This is a genomic window from Bacteroides sp. 3_2_5 (assembly GCF_000159855.2).
Taxonomy (GTDB): domain Bacteria; phylum Bacteroidota; class Bacteroidia; order Bacteroidales; family Bacteroidaceae; genus Bacteroides; species Bacteroides fragilis.
The window spans coordinates 1055105-1077267 of sequence record NZ_JH636044.1; the positions used below are offsets into that span (position 1 = coordinate 1055105).

A 22163-nucleotide genomic window follows, 5' to 3' on the forward strand; every position below is an offset into this window, starting at 1 on the left:
TATAGCTGATCGTTTACCGTTTTTACATTCCCATTCCGAATGAGAACTTGTCAATTCCCTGATAGATGCAACTTGCAATACCCAGAGCTATGATACCCAAAGTACAAAGTGCGAGACTCACTTTGGTGTAGTTATCACTGCGGAAAGTGGGGATCGGTTCTTCATTGGGATTGATATACATGGCCTTTACAATCAGTAAGTAGTAGTAAAGCGATACGACTGTATTGATCAGGGCAATGAATACCAATAGATGGAATCCGCTGTTGAATGCAGCCATGAAAATGAAGAACTTTGAGAAGAAACCCGCAAACGGAGGGATACCGGCCAGTGAGAACAGGGCAAGGGTCATGATAAAAGCCAGTTTGGGATTGGTCTTGTACAGTCCGTTATAGTCGTCTATCTCCACTTTGTTGCTACGTTGTTCCACAATTGAGATGACTGCAAATACGCCTAAGTTTGCTGCCAGATAAACCAGTACATAATAAACCAGGGCAGTCATTCCCATTTCACTGCCTCCGATGACACCCAGCATGATGTATCCCGCCTGGGAGATAGCGGAGAATGCCATGAAACGTTTCAGGTTCTGTTGGCGGATAGCAAAGAGGTTGGCAATGGTGATGGAAGCAATGGTTACCCAGAACAACACTTCCTGCCATTGTGCCACCATCGGTGCGAACACTTTCATCAGGATGGTCATCAGCACGAAAGCTGCCGATCCTTTGGAAATCACACTTAAATAAGAGGTTACGGCTGTAGGCGCTCCTTCGTATACGTCGGCTGTCCAGAGGTGGAAAGGAACCAATGAGATTTTGAATCCCATGCCGGCAAAAAAGAACACGAATGCCATAATCTGAAGCATATTGCCTGTGATGTGTCCGGGGAGGTCATTGAAATAGAGCGTACCGGACGTACCGTATATCATTGAAAGACCGAATAGCAGCAATGCACTTGAGAACAGTGCGGTCAGGATGTACTTGGCACCTGCTTCTGCGGAGTGATGACGATATTTATCGAATGCCACCAGTGCGGCCATCGGGATACTTGCCATTTCCAATCCGATGAAGAACATCAGGAAATGTCCCGCAGAAATCATAAAGTACATACCCAGCAGGGTAGAGAGTGTCAGTACATAGAACTCTCCCTGCTTGATGCGGGTGTCTTCGCGTTTCAACCATTCATGGGCCATCAGTAGCACGATGATGGTACCTACGTTGAGCACTGCCTTGATGATGGTTTGCATCGGTGTGTACTGATACATTCCGCCGAAAGCCTCTGCCGGAGTTCCGGGAAAGAGGTTGATTACGGTGTGGAGGGTCATCAGGATCACAGCCGGCAAGGTGAGCGACCTGACGTTCACCTTAGGAGTGGCACCTTTTTGGTCCGGACAGGTAAACAGGTCGACAACAAACAGGATGAGGATAACTGCTATCAGTGACAGCTCCTCTTTCATATATAGAAATTGTGAATAATCCATCTTCTTTTAGGGTATTAAGTGTGAAACAACGGGCAATACACTCTCGCCAATCATGTGGCTGACCCAGAAAGGAGCCATACCCAGTCCGGCGACACAAATGATGAGACAGATGACGGCAAAGCGCTCGTCCCAGGTTGCATCCGTCAGTGCCAGATGATGTTTGTTGGTACACGTTCCATATAGAATCTTACCTACCAGTCGGAGGATATAGACTGCCGTGATCACGATGGACGAGCAAGCGATGATGGTCAGTGTACGATGGAATACATCGAAGTTCTGGAATGAACCGACGAAGATAGTCATCTCGGCTACGAAGCCGCTAAGTCCCGGAAGACCCAGGTTGGCAAGTCCGGCAATCACATAGCAGACACTGAGAAACGGCATCACTTTCATCAGTCCGTTCAGCTCGCGTACGTCACGGGTATGGGTACGTCCGTATATCATACCGATGAGGGCGAAGAACAGAGCTGTCATTAATCCGTGGCTGAGCATCTGAAGCACCGCTCCGGTAGCTGCTGTCTGGTTCATCATCAGGATAGCGAAGAGCACAAGGCCGCAGTGGCTTACGGAAGAGTATGCGTTGATGTACTTCAGGTCTGTCTGTACGCAAGCACTGAAAGCACCGTATACAACGGAGATACCTGTCAGGATCAGGAAGATCCAGCCCAGTTCGTTTGCAGCTTCCGGCATCAGGTACATGGCGATGCGGAAACAACCGTAGCCTCCGAGCTTCATCAATACGCCGGCATGCAGCATAGAGACAGCAGTCGGTGCCGAGGCATGACCGTCAGGACTCCAGGTATGGAAGGGAAAGAGTGCTCCCAGCACACCGAATCCCAGGAAAGTGAGCGGAAACCAGATGCATTGCTGCGCAAACGGAATGTTATGCAGTTGAGCTATTTCAAGAATGTTCATGGTTGTTCCGCCGGCACCGAAGAAGATACCCAGAATACCGATCAGCAAGAATGCTGAACCACCCATTAGCATCAGGGTCAGCTTCATGGCTGCATATTCTTTGCGTCCCGAACCCCATACGCCGATGAGTAAGTACATCGGTATCAATGCGATTTCGTAGAACATGAACATGGTGAATAAGTCGATGGAGATAAAGAAACCGAATACTCCCATCGACAGGAGGGTGAACCACAGGAAATATTCTTTTGTCAGCGGCTGCAACTTCCAGGAGGCAAAGGTGCCGGTGAACACGATGACAGCGCTAAGCAGCAGCATCGCTACCGATATTCCGTCTACTCCCACCGAGTAGGCTATGTGAAGCGGTGCATACCATACCGTATCGGCACGGAACAACATCTCGGCTGTAGCTCCTGCCTGGCGCTCGCCCAAATAAAGGAACGTCAGCACAACACTCAGGATCAGCAACGCCGTACTTCCCGCTACCATCACTCCGCGGATGGCCTTAATGCTTTTGGCAAGGTATAACCCGCCAAGCATCAGCAGAGGAATGAGTACGAATAAGGATAAAAAGTTCATATCTTTTGTGCTTTATAAGATTAATATTAAGATAAGTATCAGCGCTCCGAGCAGGAATACATAAGCGTATTGCTGTACACGTCCGCTTTGCAATCCCCGTATCTCATCGCTTGTAGCATGGGTACCCCAGGCTATGAAGTTGAAGAATCCGTCTACCACGTGGCGGTCGAACCAGGCGATCGGTGTAGAGATACAACGGAAGATAATCCGGTGTGTGATGAACTGATACACCTCGTCGATGTAGAAACGATGATAGGCTGCACGGTGCAGTCCGGCAAAACGTTTGGCAAGTTTATCTGCCAGAGGTTGCTGCTGACGCAGGTACATGCAAGTGGCCAGGACGATGGACGCCACAGCAATCACTACACTTGTGACGGCTACTGATGTCTCAAGATGGATGGTATACGATTCACCGTTGGAGCTGATGAAATGTCCGAAAGGAATGAAACCGGCCACGCAAGTGACGGCGGCCAGGAAGATTAACGGAACAGTCATGGTCAGGGGAGATTCGTGGGGAGTATGTACGTGGCTTGTACCATCGCTTGTCGACTTTTGTCCCGGTGCTGTGCCACCCCAGAAGATGCCGTAGTAGAGACGGAACATATAAAAGGCGGTCATAGCTGCGATGACGGTCATCACCCAACCCATCGTCGGGCTATACTGGAAGCAAGCTGCCAGAATTTCATCTTTGGAGAAGAACCCCGAGAACGGAGGAATACCTGCAATGGCGAGACAAGCTATCAGGAAGGTGATATGCGTGATCGGCATGTATTTGCGTAATCCTCCCATAGCCGACATCTCGTTGGAGTGAACGGCGTGGATAATGCTGCCTGCACCCAGGAAGAGCAAGGCCTTGAACATGGCGTGTGTGAAAAGGTGGAACATGCCGGCCATGTATCCCAACCCTCCGTGATGCGGATCGGAAGAGGTACAAACACCCAGTGCCACGATCATAAATCCGATTTGTGAGATGGTCGAGAAAGCAAGTACACGCTTGATGTCACTCTGTACGCAAGCCACGCTGGCAGCATAAAAAGCGGTGAAAGCACCTACCCAACCAATCAGGTGGAGTACGTCCGGAGCATATTCGATGAAAAGCGGGAACATGCGTGCCACCAGGTAAACGCCGGCTACTACCATGGTGGCGGCATGAATCAGTGCACTGACGGGAGTCGGACCTTCCATGGCGTCCGGTAACCAGATATGCAACGGGAACATGGCACTCTTGCCGGCACCGCCGACAAACATCAGCCCGAGTGCCAGAGGCAACATACCGGCGCCACCGCTCAACATTGAAACTGTGTCGGGAGTAAATCCGAAAGTACCTCCGTAGTATCCGTATATCAGGATACCGATCAGGAAGCCCAGGTCGGCAAAGCGAGTCACGATGAATGCTTTTTTACTGGCGGCAATAGCAGCCGGACGGGTATAGTAGAAACCGATCAGGAGGTAAGAAGATACACCTACCAACTCCCAGAATAAGTACATCTGGAAAATGTTGGTTGCCACTACCAGTCCGAGCATAGACATGGTGAATAAGGATAAGAATGCGTAGTAGCGCTGGAATCCCCGTTCGCCTTTCATATAGCCGAAAGAGTAGATATGTACCATCAGGCTGACTGTAGAAATTACGATCAGCATCATCACCGAGATGGGGTCGAGCAAAATGCCCAGGTTGAACGTTAGTGTTTCCGTGAACGGAAGCCATTCAAAGTTATAAGGAATGAGTGTGGCAAACGTTCCGTCTGCCAGACGGGGTGCCGAGAAGTAATGTACGGCCGTGACGTACGAGAGTACTGTCACTGCTGCCAATACCAGCGTGCCTATGGTGCCCGCTGTTCGGTGGCTCATCCACTTGCCTCCTATCCCTAATGCCAGGAAGGAGAGGAAGGGGAGAAGAAGGATCAGAATTGTATATTCCATAATTTAGTTATTATTTCTATGATCATAATGACGTATTTACCACTTTAATTCATCCAGATTCTTTACCTGAATACTACGTATATTCCGGTAAATATTAATCATGATGGCGATAGCGATAGCCGTTTCCGCTGCCGAGATGGCAATGGAGAACAGGGCAAAGAAATACCCTTCGAGCTCTCCGGGAAAAAGGAAACGGTTAAATACGGCAAAGTTGATATCTGTAGCATTCAGCATCAGTTCTACAGAGATGAGGATAGCAAGTGTGTTGCGGCGGGTGAAGAACCCATATATTCCCGCAAACATCATGATGGTAGAAACCACCAGGTAATATTCCATGTGTATCATCATATCGTCCTATCTTTTACGTGCAATTAATAATCCGCCCACGATACAGGCCAGCAACAGAATGCTGACTGCTTCAAAAGGCAATACATATCCATATTTACCACTGCTTAACAAAGCATGTCCGATGGTCTTGATACTGATTTCTACAGGTTCCGGATCGCTTGTCGGCACAAATTTGTGTGTCAGTGTAATGAAGAGCACCAGGATTGCACCTATAATCGTAGTGACAAGCCCTGCCAGGAATTTACTCCGTTTCAGGTGAGCGGCCCGGTCGCCTTCTCCACTCGTCAGCAGGATGGAGAATACATAGAGCACCACGATACCTCCGGCATAGACCATGATCTGTACCGATCCGAGGAAAGTGTATCCTAACAGAAAGTAGATACCTGCTGTGCCGAAAAGCACGAACAGCAGGTAAGTGGCCGAACGCACGATACGCTGCGTGGTCACTGTCAGTATGGACATGGCAATGATGAACACTGCCAGAAAGTAGAATACTACTGTTTCAAGTGTAAGTCCCATATTCTTTTATTCTTTTTTCTTTTCGATTACTTTACTTCCTTCGCGGTTGAGTTGCAGGACAAGTTTGGTCCGGTCGAATACGGCATGCTCAAATACCTGGTCGAAGGTGATTGCGTCGTGTGGGCAAGCGTTGACACAGAGCTGGCAGAAGATACACGAACCAAGGTCGTATTCATACTTTGCCAGTATTTTCTTCTTTTTGCCCTCTTCGGTTTCAATGGTTTCGCTGGTCACTTTAATGGTATCATTGGGGCATGCCATCTGACACAACCCACAGGCTACACAACGGTGCTCATTGTTTTCGTTGTGAGGCATGTTCAATGTACCGCGAAAGCGGTCGAACATTTTGAGTTCGGCGCGGTTCTCCGGGTATTGTTCGGTCACTTTCTTTCGAAAATATACCTTGATGGTGGTTTTCATACCCGTCAGCAGGGAGCCGATGCCTTGCATCAGGCCGCCTAGATATGTATATTCTTCATTTTTCATCTTTCAGCCCTCCGGGTTAGAAGTGCAGTCCGAAGACTACGATTAATACCATGATTACCAGATTGACCATTGAAATAGGTACCAAATATTTCCATTCCAGGTTTAGTATCTGGTCAATACGCAGACGCGGGAAAGTCCATTTGATCCACATCAGCAGGAACACTACGAAGAATGCCTTTCCGAAAAACCAGATGAATCCCGGAATATAATCCATCACTGCATTGAATCCGTCCAGCCCGACAATGTGCAGCGGCATCCAGCCTCCCAGGAAGATGGTGGCGGCTACGGCAGCTACGATGAACATATTCAGATATTCGGCCAGATAAAAGAAGCCGAAGTGCATACCCGAATACTCGGTATGGTATCCTGCCGTCAGTTCACTTTCTGCTTCGGGAAGGTCGAACGGACCACGGTTACATTCTGCGTTGCCGGCTATCAGATAGATAACGAAAGCGATCAGGGCCGGGATGTGTCCTTTGAAGATAAACCATCCGTTAGCCTGACTTTCCACAATCTCAGAGAACTGCATGGTACCCATCAGGACCACCATTGTGAGAATACTAAGTCCGACAGACAATTCATAACTGATGATTTGTGCACCGCTTCGCATAGCACCGATCAGTGAGAACTTATTGTTCGAACCCCAGCCGGCCAGCAGGATACCCACTACGCCTATGCTCGAAGCTGCCAACAGGAAGAAGACACCTACGTTGAAGTCCAGCACTTCCAGCCCTTTACTGATAGGCAGGCACGAAAAGGTGAGAAATGAGGCGATAATCACCATGAACGGAGCCAGGTTATAAAGGAATTTGTCCGAATGCTTCAGTTCGATGATCTCTTTGGTCAGCATCTTGAGCACATCGCAGAGCACCTGGATGCTTCCCCACTTTCCTACGCGGTTCGGACCCAGTCGGCACTGGAAGAAACCGCACACCTTGCGTTCCATATAAATAAGGAGAATGGCAAGTATGGCGTACAAAGCCACAATGCACACCCCGATAACGACACATTCTATGAATACAGCCAATCCCTCCGGCATGACGGAGGTTAATGTCTGGTGTATCCAACTTGTTATTATACTAAAGTCAAACATATACTATATTTACGATTAGACGATTTACTATTTACGATTGGAGTGATCCGGATTTAGGATAAGAGCCGTCAGGGCTTCCTTATCTGTCGATGTCCGGTACCACATAATCCAGCGTTCCGCCGATAGCGATCAGGTCGGCAATCTTAGCTCCCCGGCAGATGGTATCGACAGCCGAAACCAGTGGCAACCCCGTCGAACGGTAGTGCAAACGGTAAGGTGTCTTGTCGCCATGACTCTCGAGGAACACTCCGAATTCACCGCGGCTGCCTTCAACGGCGGTATAGTAACTTCCTTCCGGTACCCGGATGATGGGTTTCATTTTCTCCTGTATCGGTCCTTCCGGAATATTGTCAATCAATTGCTCGATAATGTTCAGGCTCTCCATGATTTCGTCCATACGCACCATGTAACGGGCAAAAGAGTCGCCTTCGGTATAAACGATTTCTTTAAAATCCACCTTATCGTATACGCCGTAAGGCATACGTTTGCGTACATCACATGCCCAGCCGCTGGCACGGCCTGTTCCACCGGTACATCCGAAAGAAATGGCATCTTCGCGACTCAGCACCCCTACACCTTTCAGACGTTGCCGGGCAATGACATTGCCGGTGAATACGTCGTGATATTCGTGGATGATTCCACGCAGGTAAGGGATGAACTTCTTTACTCTCGGGATGAAGTTCGGGTGCAGGTCTGCCTGTACGCCTCCAATGGTATTGTAGTTCATTATCAAACGTCCGCCGCAAGTTTCTTCGAACATATCCAGAATCATTTCACGGTCACGGAATCCGTAAAAGAAGGCTGTCAATGCGCCCAGGTCCATGGCAAGACAGGAGTAGAATAGGAGGTGAGAGTCGATACGCTGAAGTTCGTCCATGATGGTACGGATGTATTTCACGCGTTCGCTGACCTCGATACCCATTGCTTTCTCGATGCACATGCAAAGTGCATGGCGGTTCTGGTGTGCTCCCAGATAATCGAGCCGGTCGGTCAGTGCCAAAGTCTGCGGATAGGTGAGGCTTTCGTTCATCTTCTCGATCCCACGGTGTATATATCCGCAGTTGGCGTCGAGCTTTTTGATGGTTTCGCCTTCAAGTGAGACGCGGAAGCGCATCACTCCGTGGGTTGCCGGGTGCTGTGGCCCGATGTTGACTACATATTCACGGTCATCGAAGATCACATTCTCCTGAGTTTGATACGTTCCGTCCGGATTCAGCTCTATTTCCCGGGTTGTATCATACGTCTCTTCATTGTCCATACGTAGCGGATTGTCTTTCTCCGGGTTGTTATCTTTACGCATCGGATGGCCTACCCAGTCATTACGCAGATAAAGACGTCGCATGTCGGGATGTCCGATGAATACAATGCCGTAATAGTCGAAAACTTCACGCTCGTTGAAGTCGGCCGCTTTCCAGATGTCACTGACGGAAGGTATTTCCGGAGTTTCGCGGTTATTTGTGGATGTTTTTATCGCGATGCGTTCGCCGGTTACGGTCGATTCCAGATGATAGACTACTCCAAGTCCCCGGGTTACGTTCGGTGCGTCACCTTCGTCTGCCACTCCCCAGTCCATACCCGTTAGGCTTTCGAGGAAGTCCATCTGTTTTTCGTTACGCAGACGCAGCATTTCGTCGTGTAGTGCTGCGGGTTCTATGTATTTTATTTCTTCCATATTTTACTAATTAAAGCAGATTCATTTCCCTTCAGGTTTTTTCTCTTTCCGGTTTACTCCTCCGAAGAATTTCTCTATCTTCACTTTCCGTTGCAGTTGCATCATACCGTAATAAAATGCTTCCGGGCGGGGAGGGCATCCGGGAATATATACATCGACCGGGAGAATCTTGTCTACTCCGTTCACCACATGATAGGATTTGCGAAACGGGCCTCCGCTTACTGCACATCCTCCTACGGCAATTACATATTTGGGATCTGCCATCTGATCATACAGACGTTTCAGTACCGGAGCCATTTTGTTGGTAATGGTGCCGCATACCATGATCATGTCGGCTTGGCGCGGACTGGCACGGGCTACTTCAAACCCGAAGCGGGCCATGTCGTAACGCGCGGCACCCAGTGCCATGAATTCGATACCGCAACAGCTGGTTGCGAAAGTAAGTGGCCACAGCGAGTTGCTGCGTCCCCAGTTGATAAGATCGTCAAGTACTCCCACAAAGACGTTTGCACCGCCTTCATTGAGTTCTTTGACCATCTTTTCCAACGATTCGTTGTCGATGAAGTCTTCATACGGGATAGACTTTATTTTAGGCTTTTTCATTATTTCCATTCCAGTGCTCCTTTCTTCCAGGCATAGGCAAGGCCCAGAACCAACACAACTAAAAAGAAGAGAATACTAATCAATCCCTGAGGTCCCAGGTCACGGGCTATGACGGCCCAGGGAAACAGAAATACTGTTTCGACATCGAACATCAGAAACAGAATGGCAAACAGGTAGTACCCTACACGGAACTGCATCCATGATTTACCGCGCGTAGGGATACCACATTCATACGCTTCGAACTTTTGTGCATTATACGACCGCGGCGAGATAGCGTTTGAAAGGGCTATCACCACACCGACAAAGGCAATTGCGGTCAGCAGAACGACAACTAACAATGTAAAATTCATAATCCAATAGTATGTTTAGATTGAATAATCTGAAGTAAGCAATAAGTTGACACACCTCTGAGTGACAACTGATTGAAAGAGTATTGACAGCTATCAGTGAAACAGCTTACATGATAGCATGGCTACTCGTGGCTTGTGACTCTTTAAATGATGATTTTCCTTAATCCGTAGACATAGTAGGTCAGTGGATCAGACGGATTGTATGTATGTGAGTGATTTGAATGGACAGAAAAAGGATTATTTCTCATTCTGTATTTATGAAAGATCATTTCAGGACGGATAAAACTTTTGTCCGTTGGTACATGAGAAATATCTGCATGCCCCATTTCACAGGGCATAATGGTGCAATAGAAATGAAAGCGTTCCAGGATATTCCGGCTTGCAGGAGTAGCTTGCGAAATGAAACATTCTTCCTGGTCCGGATCTTCTATTATATAAGAGGTGTTTGCCGCTTTCATCGTTACCGAATGAAGCAGCACGGCAAGCACTATTATTATATAATATTTTAAGTTTTGTTTCATTCCTATTTCTTAAACGGTTGCAAATATAGAATTTAATTTTATCTCTTTTGCAAACTCCACGTGACAAAAAAGGTTTTTTAATAAATCAAGGGAGTCAGAAGTTGGAGGGATTATCAACCGATCTCTGCCCCCCCTCTACTATATATTATCTTGTATGATACAACAATGAAGCTTCTTTACTTGTTTCTAATTCCTTTTCCAAAAGTCAGAACTGAATAAAAGTAAGACGGTGAATAGTTCCAGACGTCCCAGTAACATCAGGAACGACAATAACCATTTGGCCAGATCAGGGAGTCCGTCCCATGAATAGGCCGGACCGCAGCTCCCCAATCCCGGTCCCATATTTCCGATACTTGAAATCACCGTCCCGATAGATTCTGTGAAACCTACGCCCATTGCCAGCATCAACAGTACACTGACAATGATGATGACGGCATAGATGAATGAGAATGCCAGTACCGTCGACAGGATGGCAGGAGAAATGACCTGTTTGTTCACCCGCACCGGAAGTACGGCGTTCGGATGTACGATGTGTTTAAATTCATTTCGTGACACTTTGGCCAGAATCACCATTCGGATGCATTTCATACCTCCTGTGGTGCTTCCGGCACAGGCACCTATCAGCATGATGACAGTCAGGGTACCCCAAAGTACCGGTACCCATTGCATGTAGTCGGCTGTTACAAATCCGGTGGAAGTATGCAGCGAAGCTACTTGAAAAAAGGCTTTGCGGAAAGATTCCTCAGCTCCCATCGGGGTGGTGCGGTAGAGCACTGCCGCAATGAATGCGGTAAAGAGAATCACTGACATCACGTACCACTTTAACTCGGCATTTTGAGATACTTTCTTCAGTTTACCGGTAAATAGCAGGAGAAGTAGCGTAAAGTTGATTCCGGAGAGAAACATAAAAACACCTATCACATATTCTATATAAGGTGAATTGTAATAGGCTATGCTGTCTTGCTTGGTAGAATAACCTCCTGTACCGGTCGTGGCAAACGAGTGGCAGATACTGTCGAACAGTCCCATGCCTCCGAATAACAAAAGAATCACTTCAATGGCTGTCAGTCCGGCATAGATAGTCCATATCCATTTGGCCGTCACACCGATACGGGGATGTACTTTATCGTAGGTAGGCCCGCTGGCTTCGGCGGCAAAGAGTTGTACGCCGCTCACACCGAAAATGGGCAGTACGGCAATGGTAAAAAAGACAATGCCCAATCCGCCTATCCACTGTGTCATGCTTCGCCAGAAGAGAAGTCCGTGGGGCAGTGCTTCGATATCGTCGAGAATGGTGGCTCCGGTACTACTGAATCCGGACATCGTTTCGAAGAAGGCATTGGTTATGCTTGGTATATAATGGCTGAGGTAGAACGGGAGCATTCCAAATAAGGAAAACACGACCCATGCTACACTGACAATGACATATCCGTCTCGGCGGTTAAGTTGTTTTTCGGCTCCTTTGCCAAGAGCCAGCAGAAGGATGGCGACTAAAGTAGTCAATCCTGCCGACAACAGGAAACTGCTCAGGTCATCCTCGCGGTATATCAGCGAAACACCTGCACAGCAAAGTAACAGGCCTGTCTCTATCAGTAAGAGGAAACCTGTGATGCGATATATCATTTTAGAGTTTATCATACCATCAATTAAAGTACTTTTCTATCTTCTTGATCATCATGCTGAGGCAGAATACGACGACGTGGTCACCTGCCTGAATAAGGGTATCACCCGTAACCAGTATACCTTCTCCGTTGCGGATCAGGCCACCGATAGTGGTCCCTTTGGGCAGTCCCAGGTCTTTCACTTTGTTTTTGGTAATTTTGGCGTTTTCGGGTACTGTGAATTCTGCTACGTCCGCATTGGCAAAGGTCAGGCACTTCACATTCGAAACGTCTGCATCGAGCATCATCTGGTAGATGTGGCTGGCGGCAATCATTTTTTTATTGATTACCGTACCGATGTCCAGGCTTTCCGCCATACCGATGTAATCGATATTTTCCACTTCCGCCACTGTTTTGCTCACTCCCATGCGTTTGGCGGCAAGGCAGGCCAGGATATTGGTCTCAGAGTTACCGGTCAAGGCTACGAAAGCTTCCGTGTTCTTCAGTCCCTCTTCAATCAACAGGTCCATATCCCGTCCGTCTCCGTTGATAATCATGGTCTTATCATCGAGCAACTCTGTCAGGCGGTTACAGCGGTTTATGTCGTTATCCACAATTTTTACCTGCATGTAATCCGGTACATATTGTGCTGTACGGACTGCGATGCGGCTGCCGCCCATAATCATCACATTGCGTACGTCGGCATATTCTTCCTTTCCGGCAATTTTTCGGATGTAAGGGATGTATTTCCGGGTAGTGGTGAAGTATACGATATCGTGCAGTTTGATGGTATCGTCTCCACGGGGGATAATGGTTTCGGTACCCCGTTTGATGGCTACTACGTGATAGGGAATATCCGGCGCACCTAGTTCGGCCAGCGTGACATTCAGTATTTCGGCTTTTTCACGCATCTTTGTACCGATCAGGATAAGTGATCCTCCGCAAAATTCCCACCATTGGCGCACCCAACTCATACGCATGGACGATACGATCTCCTTGGCAGCCAGCATTTCCGGGTAAATAAGGGAGTCGACACCCAGTTTCTGGAAGAACTCTTTGTTCTTTGGCAGCAGGTATTCGTAATTGTCGATGCGGGCTACTGTCTTTTCGGCTCCCAGATTGGTGGCAAGCATGCACGCGGTCATATTCCGGCTTTCATCGGGAGTGACGGCGATAAAGAGGTCTGCCTCTTTGATGCCTACCTCTTTCAGTCCTGATATGGACGAAGGAGAGGCCGTAACAGTCATCAGGTCGAAGTTAGAACTAAGCGTACTTAGTTTCTCTTCGTCATCGTCCATCAGGATGATGTCCTGTTTCTCGCGTGAGAGTAATTTAGCCAAATGGGTGCCTACAGCTCCGGCACCAGCAATAATTATCTTCATTGTGATTGCAAATTGCGGTTCTATTGCGTATTGGGGGATTAAGAATGGGTAGCCATGCAGCTTTCCACAGGAGCATCCATTCGTAATTCGTTTTTAGTAATTACCTTGTAAATTCCTTCTTCATCCATCCCGCACAAGTGGTAGAGTTGCTGCACCGATCCGTGTTCAATGAACTGATCCGGTACACCGATGCGCCTGATTTCGGGATAATATCCGTTATCGGCCATAAATTCGAGTATGGCGCATCCCATACCTCCTTTAATGATTCCATCTTCTATCGTTACGATATGGCGGAACTTTTTGCCGACTTCGTGCAGTAGCTCTTCATCGAGCGGCTTGAGGAAACGAAGGTCATAATGCGCTACGGAAATGCCGGTATCTGCTTCAGCACGTTCGATGGCACGGGCAGCCAACTTGCCGATAGGGCCGATTGTAATTACTGCCAGATCGTTTCCGTCCTTTAGTTTCCGTCCTTTTCCCACCAGAATCTCTTCCAACGGACATTCCCAGTCCACCAACGAACCCCGCCCGCGCGGATAACGGATGGCAAAAGGTCCTTTGTCGGGCAATTGGGCAGTATACATCAAGCGCCGCAACTCATGTTCGTCCATCGGTGACGAGATAGTCAGGTTGGGGATCGGGCGTAGATAAGCCATGTCGAACACACCGTGGTGCGTAGGACCGTCTTCACCTACCAGTCCGGCGCGGTCAAGACAGAATACTACATTTAGTTTTTGTATCGCTACGTCATGGATAATGTTATCGTAAGCCCGCTGCATAAACGAGGAATAGATGTTGCAGAAGGGCAGTAATCCGTCTTTTGCCATACCTCCGGAGAAAGTCACGGCATGTCCTTCGGCAATGCCTACGTCAAAGGCGCGATCCGGCATACGATCCATCAGCATGTTCATGGAGCAGCCGCTCGGCATGGCGGGGGTGACTCCCATGATCCGTTTGTTCTTTTCCGCCAGTTCTACCAGCGTATGCCCGAATACATCCTGAAACAGGGGAGGCATCCCGTCCGTATTGGCTACAATACGTTTTCCTGTTACCGGATCGAACTTACCCGGGGCATGCCATATAGTAGCCTGTTTTTCTGCCGGACCAAATCCCTTTCCTTTGATGGTGTGGAGGTGTAGAATCTTTGGTCCCTGCATATCTTTAATATCATGCAGGATACGGGCTATGTTTTTTACATCGTGTCCGTCGATGGGACCGAAGTATCGGATATTCATTCCTTCGAAGATATTCTGCTGTTGGGCTGCCAGAGATTTCAGGCTGTTTCCCAATCTTATCAAGGCCTTCCGACGTTCTTCATTGAGCAATCCCATTTTGAATAACAGGCGGGATGTCTTGAAACGCAGTTGGTTGTATCGGTTCGAAGTAGTGAGATTGAACAGATATTGTTTCATGCCGCCTACGCTGCGGTCGATGGCCATGTCATTATCATTGAGTATGATCAGCAGGTTGTTCGCAGTCGATGAAGCATTGTTCAATCCTTCGAAAGCAAGTCCTCCGCTCATGGATCCGTCACCGATAACGGCTACTACATGGCGGTCTTTTTCTCCTTTTCTCTCGGCTGCCACTGCCATACCCAACGCTGCCGAGATGGAGTTGGAGGCATGACCGCAAGTGAATGTGTCATATTCACTCTCTTCCGGTGAGGGAAAAGGACGGATACCGCCTAGTTTACGGTTGGTAGAGAAAGCTTCACGCCGTCCGGTCAGTATCTTGTGTCCGTAGGCCTGATGTCCCACATCCCAGACAATACGATCATAAGGAGTGTTGTACACATAGTGCAGTGCTACAGTCAGTTCTACCACACCGAGGCTGGCAGCGAAGTGTCCCGGGTTGCACGATAGTTCCTTAATGATGTCCTGCCTTAATTCCTCGCATACCTCCGGCAATTGATCTACGCTCAGTTGGCGCAGGTCTTTGGGATAATTGATGGCGTTTAGCAAGCTATATGTTGGTTCATTCTTCATGATTCGGGCAAATTTAAATGCAAATTTAGTAAAAGAAAGCGGAAGGAGCATCTTTTTGATTGGAAATTTAATAAGTAAGAGTGGAAAGGGAGGCGGACTGACAACCTTATGGACTTATAAATGTGGTCTCCTCTTTCGTTAACATTGTTAATGCGGTTTTCCGGGTGTTTTCTTTTTGTTGGCAAAGAAGAAGTGTTTTGTGTTTAAAAGACTTGTTCTTTGCAAACAAAACGCTTGTTTTAACACTCTGTTAAATCAAGCATTTTATATACTGAAAGTGAAGTCGTTTAAGTTGTTGATACAGAGTGGATCGTTGTTGTTTTTAGTTTTTCTGCTATCCTGCTTGTCGGGGTGTGATGATAGATGGTATTTATCAAAACCACAGTGATACCGATGCCGATTTTCAAGAAAGGAAGGGGCGATTGAGAAGGATGGGTGATCTTGTACGGATAAATAACGCTTGTTTGTTGGAACTGTTGTTTCCGTTGTCATCAGTTACCGGGCTTGGATCGGTTGATGAAAGCTGCGATGTCATCCGTCACGTAAGAAGGAATAGAGGAGGGACGGCTGTATTCAAGAGGGGTTGACTTCCCTTCTCCTTCCTGAAACAGATGATTGAGTCGGGGATAAGATTTAAATATCGCATTCGGATGCTTTGCCAGGGCGGATTTCCATAATTCGAAATCTTGCATGGTGACCTGATAATCACGTTCGCCTTGAAGGACAAGTATGGGGAGAGTCAGTTTTCGGACCACTTCCAAAGGTTTATATTGATTGGCAAGCATCCAGTAAGCTTGAGAGAGATTCATGGGCAAAGGAGTTGTAATGTCGAATGTGTCTGTACCCAGCCTTTTCACGTTGTCCACTTGTTTCTGTAGTTCGGCTATTTCCTTTTCAATATCTTTAGTCGATGGGAGTGCAGAGGCGAGAAACTTCACCTGACTTATAAACAGATCTTCGAGTGGACGGGCTGCACCGGCAAGCAGAATAATCCCTGCCGGAACTTTATCGCTACGTTGGGCGATGCGGGGAGCCAAGGTGCCTCCCAGGCTATGTCCGAGAATGTAGATCCGTTCGGGATTTATTGTCGGTATGGAACGGGCAAGTTTAATTGCCGAAAGGGCGTCATCCACTGATTCTTCATCGAAAGTAATTTCTTTGCCTGCAGGTGCGCTGTCGGCTCCATATACTTTGGTGCGCTTGTCATAACGGATTACGGCTATTCCACGCTCGGCTAGTCCATACGCGAGGTCCCGAAAAGGTTTATTGGCACCTACCGTTTCGTCCCGGTCGCTGGCCCCCGAACCGTGTACCAAAATGACTACCGGCAGATCTTTGCCGTTTTTAGGAAGAGTCAGTGTGCCGGGAAGCTTGAAATTCCCCGTACAAACCTGTATGTCTGTCTCTTTTATTTTGTCTTGTACCGATGTCGTCGGGGGAGTGGTCTTTTCAGCCGGAACAGGTACGAAACGAATGGTATTCACCTTTCCGTCCGGATTGAACGCTGTGAGAAAACGCAATGGTAAGCGTTCGAACTTAACGTCGCAATAATAAATAGTCATTCCGTTTATTGGTTCGGTTTTCCACTCTCCGTGCGACTGATACTTACCTGCTTGTTGTTCCAATTGCTTGAACAGTCCGTTCAACATCTCTACGGAAAGCATTTTCCGGATGTTATCGTCCAGATGTACATACACACTGTCTCCTTGGCCTGCAATCAGTCGGTCGAGAAGTTCGAATGCCTGTTGCGCACGATCCTGGGCTTGCAATACAGGAGTTACTGCCAGCAATAGCCATAGCAGGCAGATTCCTTTGAGTAGATTTTTCTTTATCATAACTTGTTTATTAAGAAATCTCCGATAAAAAATAGAGTTCCGAGGAAAAAGATTCCGTAAATCAGCAGGGAGATAGAAGTCAGCCAACGGGGCTGTTTTTGCTCTCCGACCGCACGGATACGTGCAAATGTACTGAACAGACATTCGGCTGCGGCAAACAGGACTATCAGATAGATGATCAGGTCGGTCCACGATTGTAGCCAAAGGTCTTTGAGATTACCTATCAGACATACCAATATCACGATGGCTACAAAATATGAAATACGCATTAAGTCTGTTTTCTTTGATCCCATAAGCGTCTCCTTTTCAGTTTTTAAGTTCAAATTCTTCCCTTTTTGTTGCTATTTCACAAACTTAAAATATTTTCTTTGAAAAAGGAGCTTTTCGGACTGATTCTGTTTTTCCGTTAACAATTATTATAAAGCTTGTAGGTGGGATGGCAGTAAAGTTACCGCTGAATTATCCGTATCTTTGTCGTAAACATAGAGGTATAAAGATATGAAGAAACTGATAATATTCGATTTGGATGGTACTTTATTGAATACCATTGCCGATTTGGCACATAGTACGAATCATGCTCTGCAAACTTTGGGATATCCGACTCATGAAGTCGCTTCCTATAACTTTATGGTGGGTAACGGCATCAACAAATTGTTTGAGCGTGCATTGCCCGAAGGAGAGAAAACCGAGGAGAATGTGCTCCGCGTTCGTAAAGAATTTCTTTTGCATTATGACCGGCATAATGCCGACGAGAGTCGCCCTTATCCGGGAATTCCGGAATTGTTGGAAACATTGCAGCATAAAGGTTATAAATTGGCCGTGGCTTCCAATAAATATCAGGCAGCCACCGAGAAGCTGATAGCACATTATTTCCCAGGAATCCGGTTTGTTGCTGTATTTGGGCAGCGTGAGGGAGTGAAGGTGAAGCCGGATCCTGCTGTGGTGCATGATATTTTACAGATTGCCGGTGTTTCGAAAGACGAAGTGCTGTATGTCGGCGATTCGGGAGTGGATATGCAGACGGCTATCAATAGCGGAGTTACTTCCTGTGGAGTCACGTGGGGATTCCGCCCCCGTACGGAGCTTGAATCATTCTGTCCGGATTATATAGTAGACAAGGCGGAAACTATTTTGTCTATTGTTTGATAGAAAACAGAAAGGAGAACCGAAAGATGCGTAATGTCTTAGGTTCTCCTCTCTATAAAAAGTAATTATATTCGCTCGGTTATTTGATTTCGTCCGGCCATGGGCATGGCTTTCCGGTTGCTTTGAATGAAGGGCGTTGGCCGCCTACTTTGCGCAAATAGTCACCCAGCTCTTTAGATAAACTTTTCACAATGTCCGGATGTAGGGCTGCCAGGTCATTCTTTTCTCCTATATCTTCCGGAATATTGAACAACTCTTTTTTACCGCTGTCATAGTAGTAAATCAACTTCCAGTCACCTTTGCGTACGGTACAAGTCGGGCCGATGCCGGGACCGTCGTTTCCCCAATGATTAGGGAAGTTCCAGTGCAGACTGCGTCCTTTGGACGGATCACCGGTATGTGTCAGCAGAGGCATAAAACTAATTCCATCGATCGGCTGTACCGTCTTATAATGTTTGATTTGTGCCATCTCGAGTATGGTCGGATAGAAGTCCTCGATAATTAAATATTTATCACATTTGGTATCCGGTTTTACAACTCCCGGCCAGCGGACGATCATCGGTTCGCGTACACCGCCTTCGTAAGCCGATCCTTTCCCACTGTTGAGAGGAGAGTTCTGCGTGTGCAGTTTTCCGTCACGCCATTCCGGTTCGCTGGACAGACCGCCGTTGTCGCTCATAAAGATGACGATGGTATTGTCTGCTTCTCCGTTTTTATCCAGCCAGTCCATCAGGTCACCCAGACTTTTGTCCATACCTTCGATCAGGGCCGCATAAGCAGCTTCTTTGGGAGTCAATCCTTTATTGATATATTTTTGATAGAAGCGTTTGTCTTTATCGATCGGAACATGGATAGCGTAGTGAGCCATGTAGAGGAAGAAAGGCTGATTGTATTCTTTGGCATGATCGAGTGCTTTGATAGCTTCGAGCGTCAGAGCTTCACTGACGAAAGTATCGGTTCCCCAGTATTTCTCTAATCCCGGAACGGCAAACCAGGGATTCGGTTTACCGTCCGTCCGGTTTCCGTAATTATTTTCACCCAGGTAGCTTGCCAATCCGCCTCCTGCATGTCCGGCTATGTTGACTTCAAAGCCCATGTGATAAGGACTTTCTCCCGGAGTGTTGACGGCGCCGAAATGTGCTTTCCCACAATGAATCGTGTGGTAGCCATTGTCTTTCAGGATTTCTGCCAGTGAGGTTGCCTGAAACGTGTGGTCGATATTGGGAACCTGGCAAACCCCGTTTACATTCCAGTCCGCTACATTGAATACATCGCTCGGGCGGTCTGTTTGCTGGCCTTTGGGATATGTCCAGTTGGTTACCCGGTGACGCGCGGCGTTAGTTCCTGTAATCAGGCTACAACGGGTGGGCGAACTGATGCTGCTGGCATAGGCTTGGGTGAACATCATACCTTGTTTGGCAAGGCGCTCCATATTAGGAGTTTCGTATACCTCGTTGTAGTGTGTCTTTTGGGTCCAGAAAGGCAGGGATGTATCTTGCCAGCCCATGTCGTCTACCATGAAGAGAATGATGTTGGGGCGTGTGTCCGTACGTCCGTTCGGCTGCTGGTGCTGGGCTTGCAGAGCCGGGGCAGCCAATGGAGCCAGTGCGAGGGGGATAATTATTTTCTTATTCATCGTAATTATATATTAGAGGATTATTTTCTGATGGTCATTTTTCCGGTTTCCTTTACCTGAATGTTTCTCAGTTCTTGTTTTCCGGAGTTCTCTGTCCATATTTTCAGAGTTCCCGGAGACAATACATTGAGAACCAATTTGTCCGGTGTCGAAGATAGAATCCGGACGGCCGCAGGTGACAGATATTTTTCCTGTATCCCGATAACCGCCCATCCGTCATGGATCGGACAGAGATGGAATAGACGGTCGGTAAAGCCATCCAATTCTACAGTCTGTTTACCGGTCAGTTCAGTGGCTGTCTGATTATTCCAGTCGAATAGAATCACTCGTTTTTGTTGAGGTGTTGGTTTGCCGGTTAGTGTTTCGCGTAACAGATAATCTTTCGGGTCTATTTCGGCGGTTACTTTCTGGTGTTTGGGTGAGGTGTTGAGGTTATAACAAATGACGGATACAGCCTCGTCACCGGTAGGAGCGAATACCCGGTATGCCTTTCCGTCTTGCAGTGGATTGGTCAGTACCGATTCCGGGGTCGGAATGGCAGGGGCTTCCGGGCGGAATATTTTGCCCTCTTTATCGATCAGTGGGAAAATATTCTCTTTTACAAATTCTTTCGGAGAATCGGACAGGTAGACCGGGCCGCCTGAAATAGCCTTGGAACGAGCCATCAAACTGCCACAGATCGTATCGCTGGAATGAAACATATCGTGATCCGGCCATACGGTTTGCCCTTGCAGTAATGTGTTGGTGTATGACTGGAAGAGATGCGACTTTGCCATGTTCTCATTGTATTTCTTATAGTCAATGCTGACACGGGCAACTCCGCTATGCAGGGTGTGGTCCGTGTTAAGTACGTTTTGAGCCATGCAGTTCATCAGTCCCACCTGCTGTGCGTGAGTTTGCTTTTCCAATGCCAGATTACACTCTTTCGCCTGACGTACGACTTCAGTAGAGCCCATGTAAAGCGGTAAGGTGAATGCCTGATTGTCTACTTTAAGAAAATCGAATCCATGGGTTTTCAGAGAGTGAACGTAATACTGGTAGAACGTGTCGATATTCGGGGTGCTTTTACCGGGCAAAAGACTTCCATTGAAAGAATAGAGGCTGTTTTTTACATGGGTTGGAAAATCATTATCGGGGGAGATTCCCATCCAATATCCGGAGAGGGCATACCACAATCCTATCCAACGTATTTTATCTTTGTTTTTGTGTGCCATGATCGGAGCCCATCCGTTCGGGAAACGTTGAGGATCGGGGGTAAAACTTGTCAGTTGACGATTCTTGTTGGCCAGGTGACCATCGTCGATCAGTACGTAACGTACAGGAACTCCGGAGGTTTCGATGGCATCCAGGTCATTCAGGATTTTTGTTTCATCAATATCGAAATGGTAATGTTCCCAGGTACACCATCCCAGATAGTTCAGAGCCTCAAAATAGTTCTTTTCCGTGCGCTTTTGCAGGGCCGATACGTTCCGGTCGGATATCAGGGTTTCGTAAGCCTGCCGGAATACCTGATAAATGTTGCCGGCACTTTGAACCAGTGCTACCGGTACTTTGTGTTCGAGCCGGTCGGTTCCCAATGTCGATACATATAAATTGAGCGAGCCGTCGGTATTTACCTGAAACCAGCTGAGGCTGTTATCACCCGCTACTGCTTTGGTGAACAGATAGCTTCCATCGGTCAGTTGCAACAATAAAGCGTCTCCCAGTGTAGAAGGACGTGCGTTGGAAGGAATACCCGGATAGTCGTCCCGGGTAAGGTCTGTCAGATGATTGAACATCCAAGGTAAGAGGCGATTGGTATTGTTGGGCCATTCGTAATCTCCGGGGCGGGAATCCCGACTGAAGAATGTCCCCCGTACATAAGACGGCAGTTGGATGCGGTAGCATATAGTGGTTGCATTCTCAGGAACTGCATTCTCATAAATGACCGGTTCTGCCGTTCTGTCCAGGCGGATGGTCTGAGGCATTGGAGAGGCGTTTACATCTTTAAACGATTTACCTTTTTCGTAGATAAAAGAACTTTGGGCAAATACAGCCGTCAAAGGAGCGACCGTACTTGCCAAAGTAAGCAAACTTATGATGAAATATCTTTTCATGC

19 protein-coding genes are annotated in these 22163 nt (G+C 47.6%); 1 reads left to right on the top strand and 18 read right to left on the bottom strand.

Going from position 1 to position 22163, the window contains the following annotated elements:
- Window positions 1-22: 22 nt before the first annotated feature.
- The 16 genes from BSHG_RS13580 to BSHG_RS13505 all read right to left on the bottom strand — a co-directional run bounded on the left by BSHG_RS13580 (window position 23) and on the right by BSHG_RS13505 (window position 17576).
- Window positions 23-1474, bottom strand: a complete 1452-nt coding sequence (locus BSHG_RS13580) for an NADH-quinone oxidoreductase subunit N (protein WP_008658687.1) — start codon at window positions 1472-1474, stop codon at window positions 23-25.
- Window positions 1475-1480: 6 nt separating this feature from the next.
- Window positions 1481-2965, bottom strand: a complete 1485-nt coding sequence (locus BSHG_RS13575; RefSeq protein ID WP_005785038.1) for a NuoM family protein — start codon at window positions 2963-2965, stop codon at window positions 1481-1483.
- A 12-nt stretch (window positions 2966-2977) separates the two neighbouring features.
- Window positions 2978-4888: an NADH-quinone oxidoreductase subunit L gene (gene nuoL, locus BSHG_RS13570; RefSeq protein WP_005785040.1), complete on the bottom strand. Its 1911-nt coding sequence runs from the start codon at window positions 4886-4888 to the stop codon at window positions 2978-2980.
- Between the two features lie 36 nt (window positions 4889-4924).
- Window positions 4925-5233, bottom strand: a complete 309-nt coding sequence (gene nuoK, locus BSHG_RS13565) for an NADH-quinone oxidoreductase subunit NuoK (RefSeq protein WP_005775579.1) — start codon at window positions 5231-5233, stop codon at window positions 4925-4927.
- Window positions 5234-5242: 9 nt separating this feature from the next.
- Window positions 5243-5755: an NADH-quinone oxidoreductase subunit J gene (locus BSHG_RS13560; protein WP_005785044.1), complete on the bottom strand. Its 513-nt coding sequence runs from the start codon at window positions 5753-5755 to the stop codon at window positions 5243-5245.
- 6 nt (window positions 5756-5761) lie between these two features.
- Window positions 5762-6241 carry a 4Fe-4S dicluster domain-containing protein gene (locus tag BSHG_RS13555; protein WP_005785046.1) on the bottom strand — a complete coding sequence of 160 codons (480 nt, stop codon included), beginning with the start codon at window positions 6239-6241 and terminating at the stop codon, window positions 5762-5764.
- A gap of 16 nt (window positions 6242-6257) precedes the next feature.
- Complete coding sequence (gene nuoH, locus BSHG_RS13550) at window positions 6258-7334, bottom strand: NADH-quinone oxidoreductase subunit NuoH (RefSeq protein ID WP_005785048.1); 1077 nt, start codon at window positions 7332-7334, stop codon at window positions 6258-6260.
- Between the two features lie 79 nt (window positions 7335-7413).
- Window positions 7414-9006 (bottom strand): NADH-quinone oxidoreductase subunit D, encoded by a 1593-nt coding sequence (locus BSHG_RS13545; RefSeq protein WP_005785050.1) that lies wholly within the window; start codon window positions 9004-9006, stop codon window positions 7414-7416.
- Window positions 9007-9027: 21 nt separating this feature from the next.
- Window positions 9028-9618 carry an NADH-quinone oxidoreductase subunit B gene (locus tag BSHG_RS13540; RefSeq protein WP_008769486.1) on the bottom strand — a complete coding sequence of 197 codons (591 nt, stop codon included), beginning with the start codon at window positions 9616-9618 and terminating at the stop codon, window positions 9028-9030.
- Window positions 9609-9959, bottom strand: coding sequence for an NADH-quinone oxidoreductase subunit A (locus BSHG_RS13535; RefSeq protein WP_005775585.1), 351 nt, complete (start codon window positions 9957-9959; stop codon window positions 9609-9611). The genes BSHG_RS13540 and BSHG_RS13535 overlap by 10 nt, the downstream gene beginning before the upstream one ends.
- 143 nt (window positions 9960-10102) lie before the next feature.
- A complete protein-coding gene (locus tag BSHG_RS13530; protein WP_005785055.1) occupies window positions 10103-10480 on the bottom strand; it encodes a hypothetical protein in 378 nt (125 codons plus the stop codon).
- Between the two features lie 186 nt (window positions 10481-10666).
- Complete coding sequence (locus BSHG_RS13525) at window positions 10667-12118, bottom strand: TrkH family potassium uptake protein (protein ID WP_008658690.1); 1452 nt, start codon at window positions 12116-12118, stop codon at window positions 10667-10669.
- A 4-nt stretch (window positions 12119-12122) separates the two neighbouring features.
- Window positions 12123-13463: a Trk system potassium transporter TrkA gene (trkA, locus tag BSHG_RS13520; RefSeq protein ID WP_005785058.1), complete on the bottom strand. Its 1341-nt coding sequence runs from the start codon at window positions 13461-13463 to the stop codon at window positions 12123-12125.
- Window positions 13464-13501: 38 nt separating this feature from the next.
- A complete protein-coding gene (gene dxs / locus BSHG_RS13515; protein WP_008658691.1) occupies window positions 13502-15448 on the bottom strand; it encodes a 1-deoxy-D-xylulose-5-phosphate synthase in 1947 nt (648 codons plus the stop codon).
- A 491-nt stretch (window positions 15449-15939) separates the two neighbouring features.
- Window positions 15940-17283, bottom strand: a complete 1344-nt coding sequence (locus BSHG_RS13510; protein ID WP_008658692.1) for an alpha/beta fold hydrolase — start codon at window positions 17281-17283, stop codon at window positions 15940-15942.
- Window positions 17280-17576 carry a hypothetical protein gene (locus BSHG_RS13505; protein WP_005785065.1) on the bottom strand — a complete coding sequence of 99 codons (297 nt, stop codon included), beginning with the start codon at window positions 17574-17576 and terminating at the stop codon, window positions 17280-17282. Before BSHG_RS13505 ends, BSHG_RS13510 begins: the two co-directional genes overlap by 4 nt.
- A 205-nt stretch (window positions 17577-17781) precedes the next feature.
- On the opposite strand from BSHG_RS13505, the gene BSHG_RS13500 reads away from it, so the two are divergent.
- The gene (locus BSHG_RS13500) at window positions 17782-18429 is read left to right on the top strand and encodes an HAD family hydrolase (protein ID WP_005801322.1); all 648 of its coding nucleotides are present in this window, start codon (window positions 17782-17784) and stop codon (window positions 18427-18429) included.
- A gap of 79 nt (window positions 18430-18508) precedes the next feature.
- Here the strand turns inward: BSHG_RS13500 and BSHG_RS13495 are convergent, their stop codons facing one another.
- Window positions 18509-20065: a sulfatase gene (locus BSHG_RS13495; RefSeq protein WP_005785070.1), complete on the bottom strand. Its 1557-nt coding sequence runs from the start codon at window positions 20063-20065 to the stop codon at window positions 18509-18511.
- A gap of 20 nt (window positions 20066-20085) precedes the next feature.
- Window positions 20086-22161 carry a Sip1-related alpha-galactosidase gene (locus BSHG_RS13490; protein ID WP_008658693.1) on the bottom strand — a complete coding sequence of 692 codons (2076 nt, stop codon included), beginning with the start codon at window positions 22159-22161 and terminating at the stop codon, window positions 20086-20088.
- Window positions 22162-22163 lie beyond the last annotated feature (2 nt).

Bases quoted from the DNA above. Each gene is read 5' to 3' on its own strand.
- BSHG_RS13580 (WP_008658687.1), bottom strand. From the start codon at position 1,474: ATGGATTATTCACAATTTCTATATATGAAAGAGGAGCTGTCACTGATA.
- BSHG_RS13575 (WP_005785038.1), bottom strand. From the start codon at position 2,965: ATGAACTTTTTATCCTTATTCGTACTCATTCCTCTGCTGATGCTTGGC.
- nuoL (WP_005785040.1), bottom strand. From the start codon at position 4,888: ATGGAATATACAATTCTGATCCTTCTTCTCCCCTTCCTCTCCTTCCTG.
- nuoK (WP_005775579.1), bottom strand. From the start codon at position 5,233: ATGATACACATGGAATATTACCTGGTGGTTTCTACCATCATGATGTTT.
- BSHG_RS13560 (WP_005785044.1), bottom strand. From the start codon at position 5,755: ATGGGACTTACACTTGAAACAGTAGTATTCTACTTTCTGGCAGTGTTC.
- BSHG_RS13555 (WP_005785046.1), bottom strand. From the start codon at position 6,241: ATGAAAAATGAAGAATATACATATCTAGGCGGCCTGATGCAAGGCATC.
- nuoH (WP_005785048.1), bottom strand. From the start codon at position 7,334: ATGTTTGACTTTAGTATAATAACAAGTTGGATACACCAGACATTAACC.
- BSHG_RS13545 (WP_005785050.1), bottom strand. From the start codon at position 9,006: ATGGAAGAAATAAAATACATAGAACCCGCAGCACTACACGACGAAATG.
- BSHG_RS13540 (WP_008769486.1), bottom strand. From the start codon at position 9,618: ATGGAAATAATGAAAAAGCCTAAAATAAAGTCTATCCCGTATGAAGAC.
- BSHG_RS13535 (WP_005775585.1), bottom strand. From the start codon at position 9,959: ATGAATTTTACATTGTTAGTTGTCGTTCTGCTGACCGCAATTGCCTTT.
- BSHG_RS13530 (WP_005785055.1), bottom strand. From the start codon at position 10,480: ATGAAACAAAACTTAAAATATTATATAATAATAGTGCTTGCCGTGCTG.
- BSHG_RS13525 (WP_008658690.1), bottom strand. From the start codon at position 12,118: ATGATAAACTCTAAAATGATATATCGCATCACAGGTTTCCTCTTACTG.
- trkA (WP_005785058.1), bottom strand. From the start codon at position 13,463: ATGAAGATAATTATTGCTGGTGCCGGAGCTGTAGGCACCCATTTGGCT.
- dxs (WP_008658691.1), bottom strand. From the start codon at position 15,448: ATGAAGAATGAACCAACATATAGCTTGCTAAACGCCATCAATTATCCC.
- BSHG_RS13510 (WP_008658692.1), bottom strand. From the start codon at position 17,283: ATGATAAAGAAAAATCTACTCAAAGGAATCTGCCTGCTATGGCTATTG.
- BSHG_RS13505 (WP_005785065.1), bottom strand. From the start codon at position 17,576: ATGGGATCAAAGAAAACAGACTTAATGCGTATTTCATATTTTGTAGCC.
- BSHG_RS13500 (WP_005801322.1), top strand. From the start codon at position 17,782: ATGAAGAAACTGATAATATTCGATTTGGATGGTACTTTATTGAATACC.
- BSHG_RS13495 (WP_005785070.1), bottom strand. From the start codon at position 20,065: ATGAATAAGAAAATAATTATCCCCCTCGCACTGGCTCCATTGGCTGCC.
- BSHG_RS13490 (WP_008658693.1), bottom strand. From the start codon at position 22,161: ATGAAAAGATATTTCATCATAAGTTTGCTTACTTTGGCAAGTACGGTC.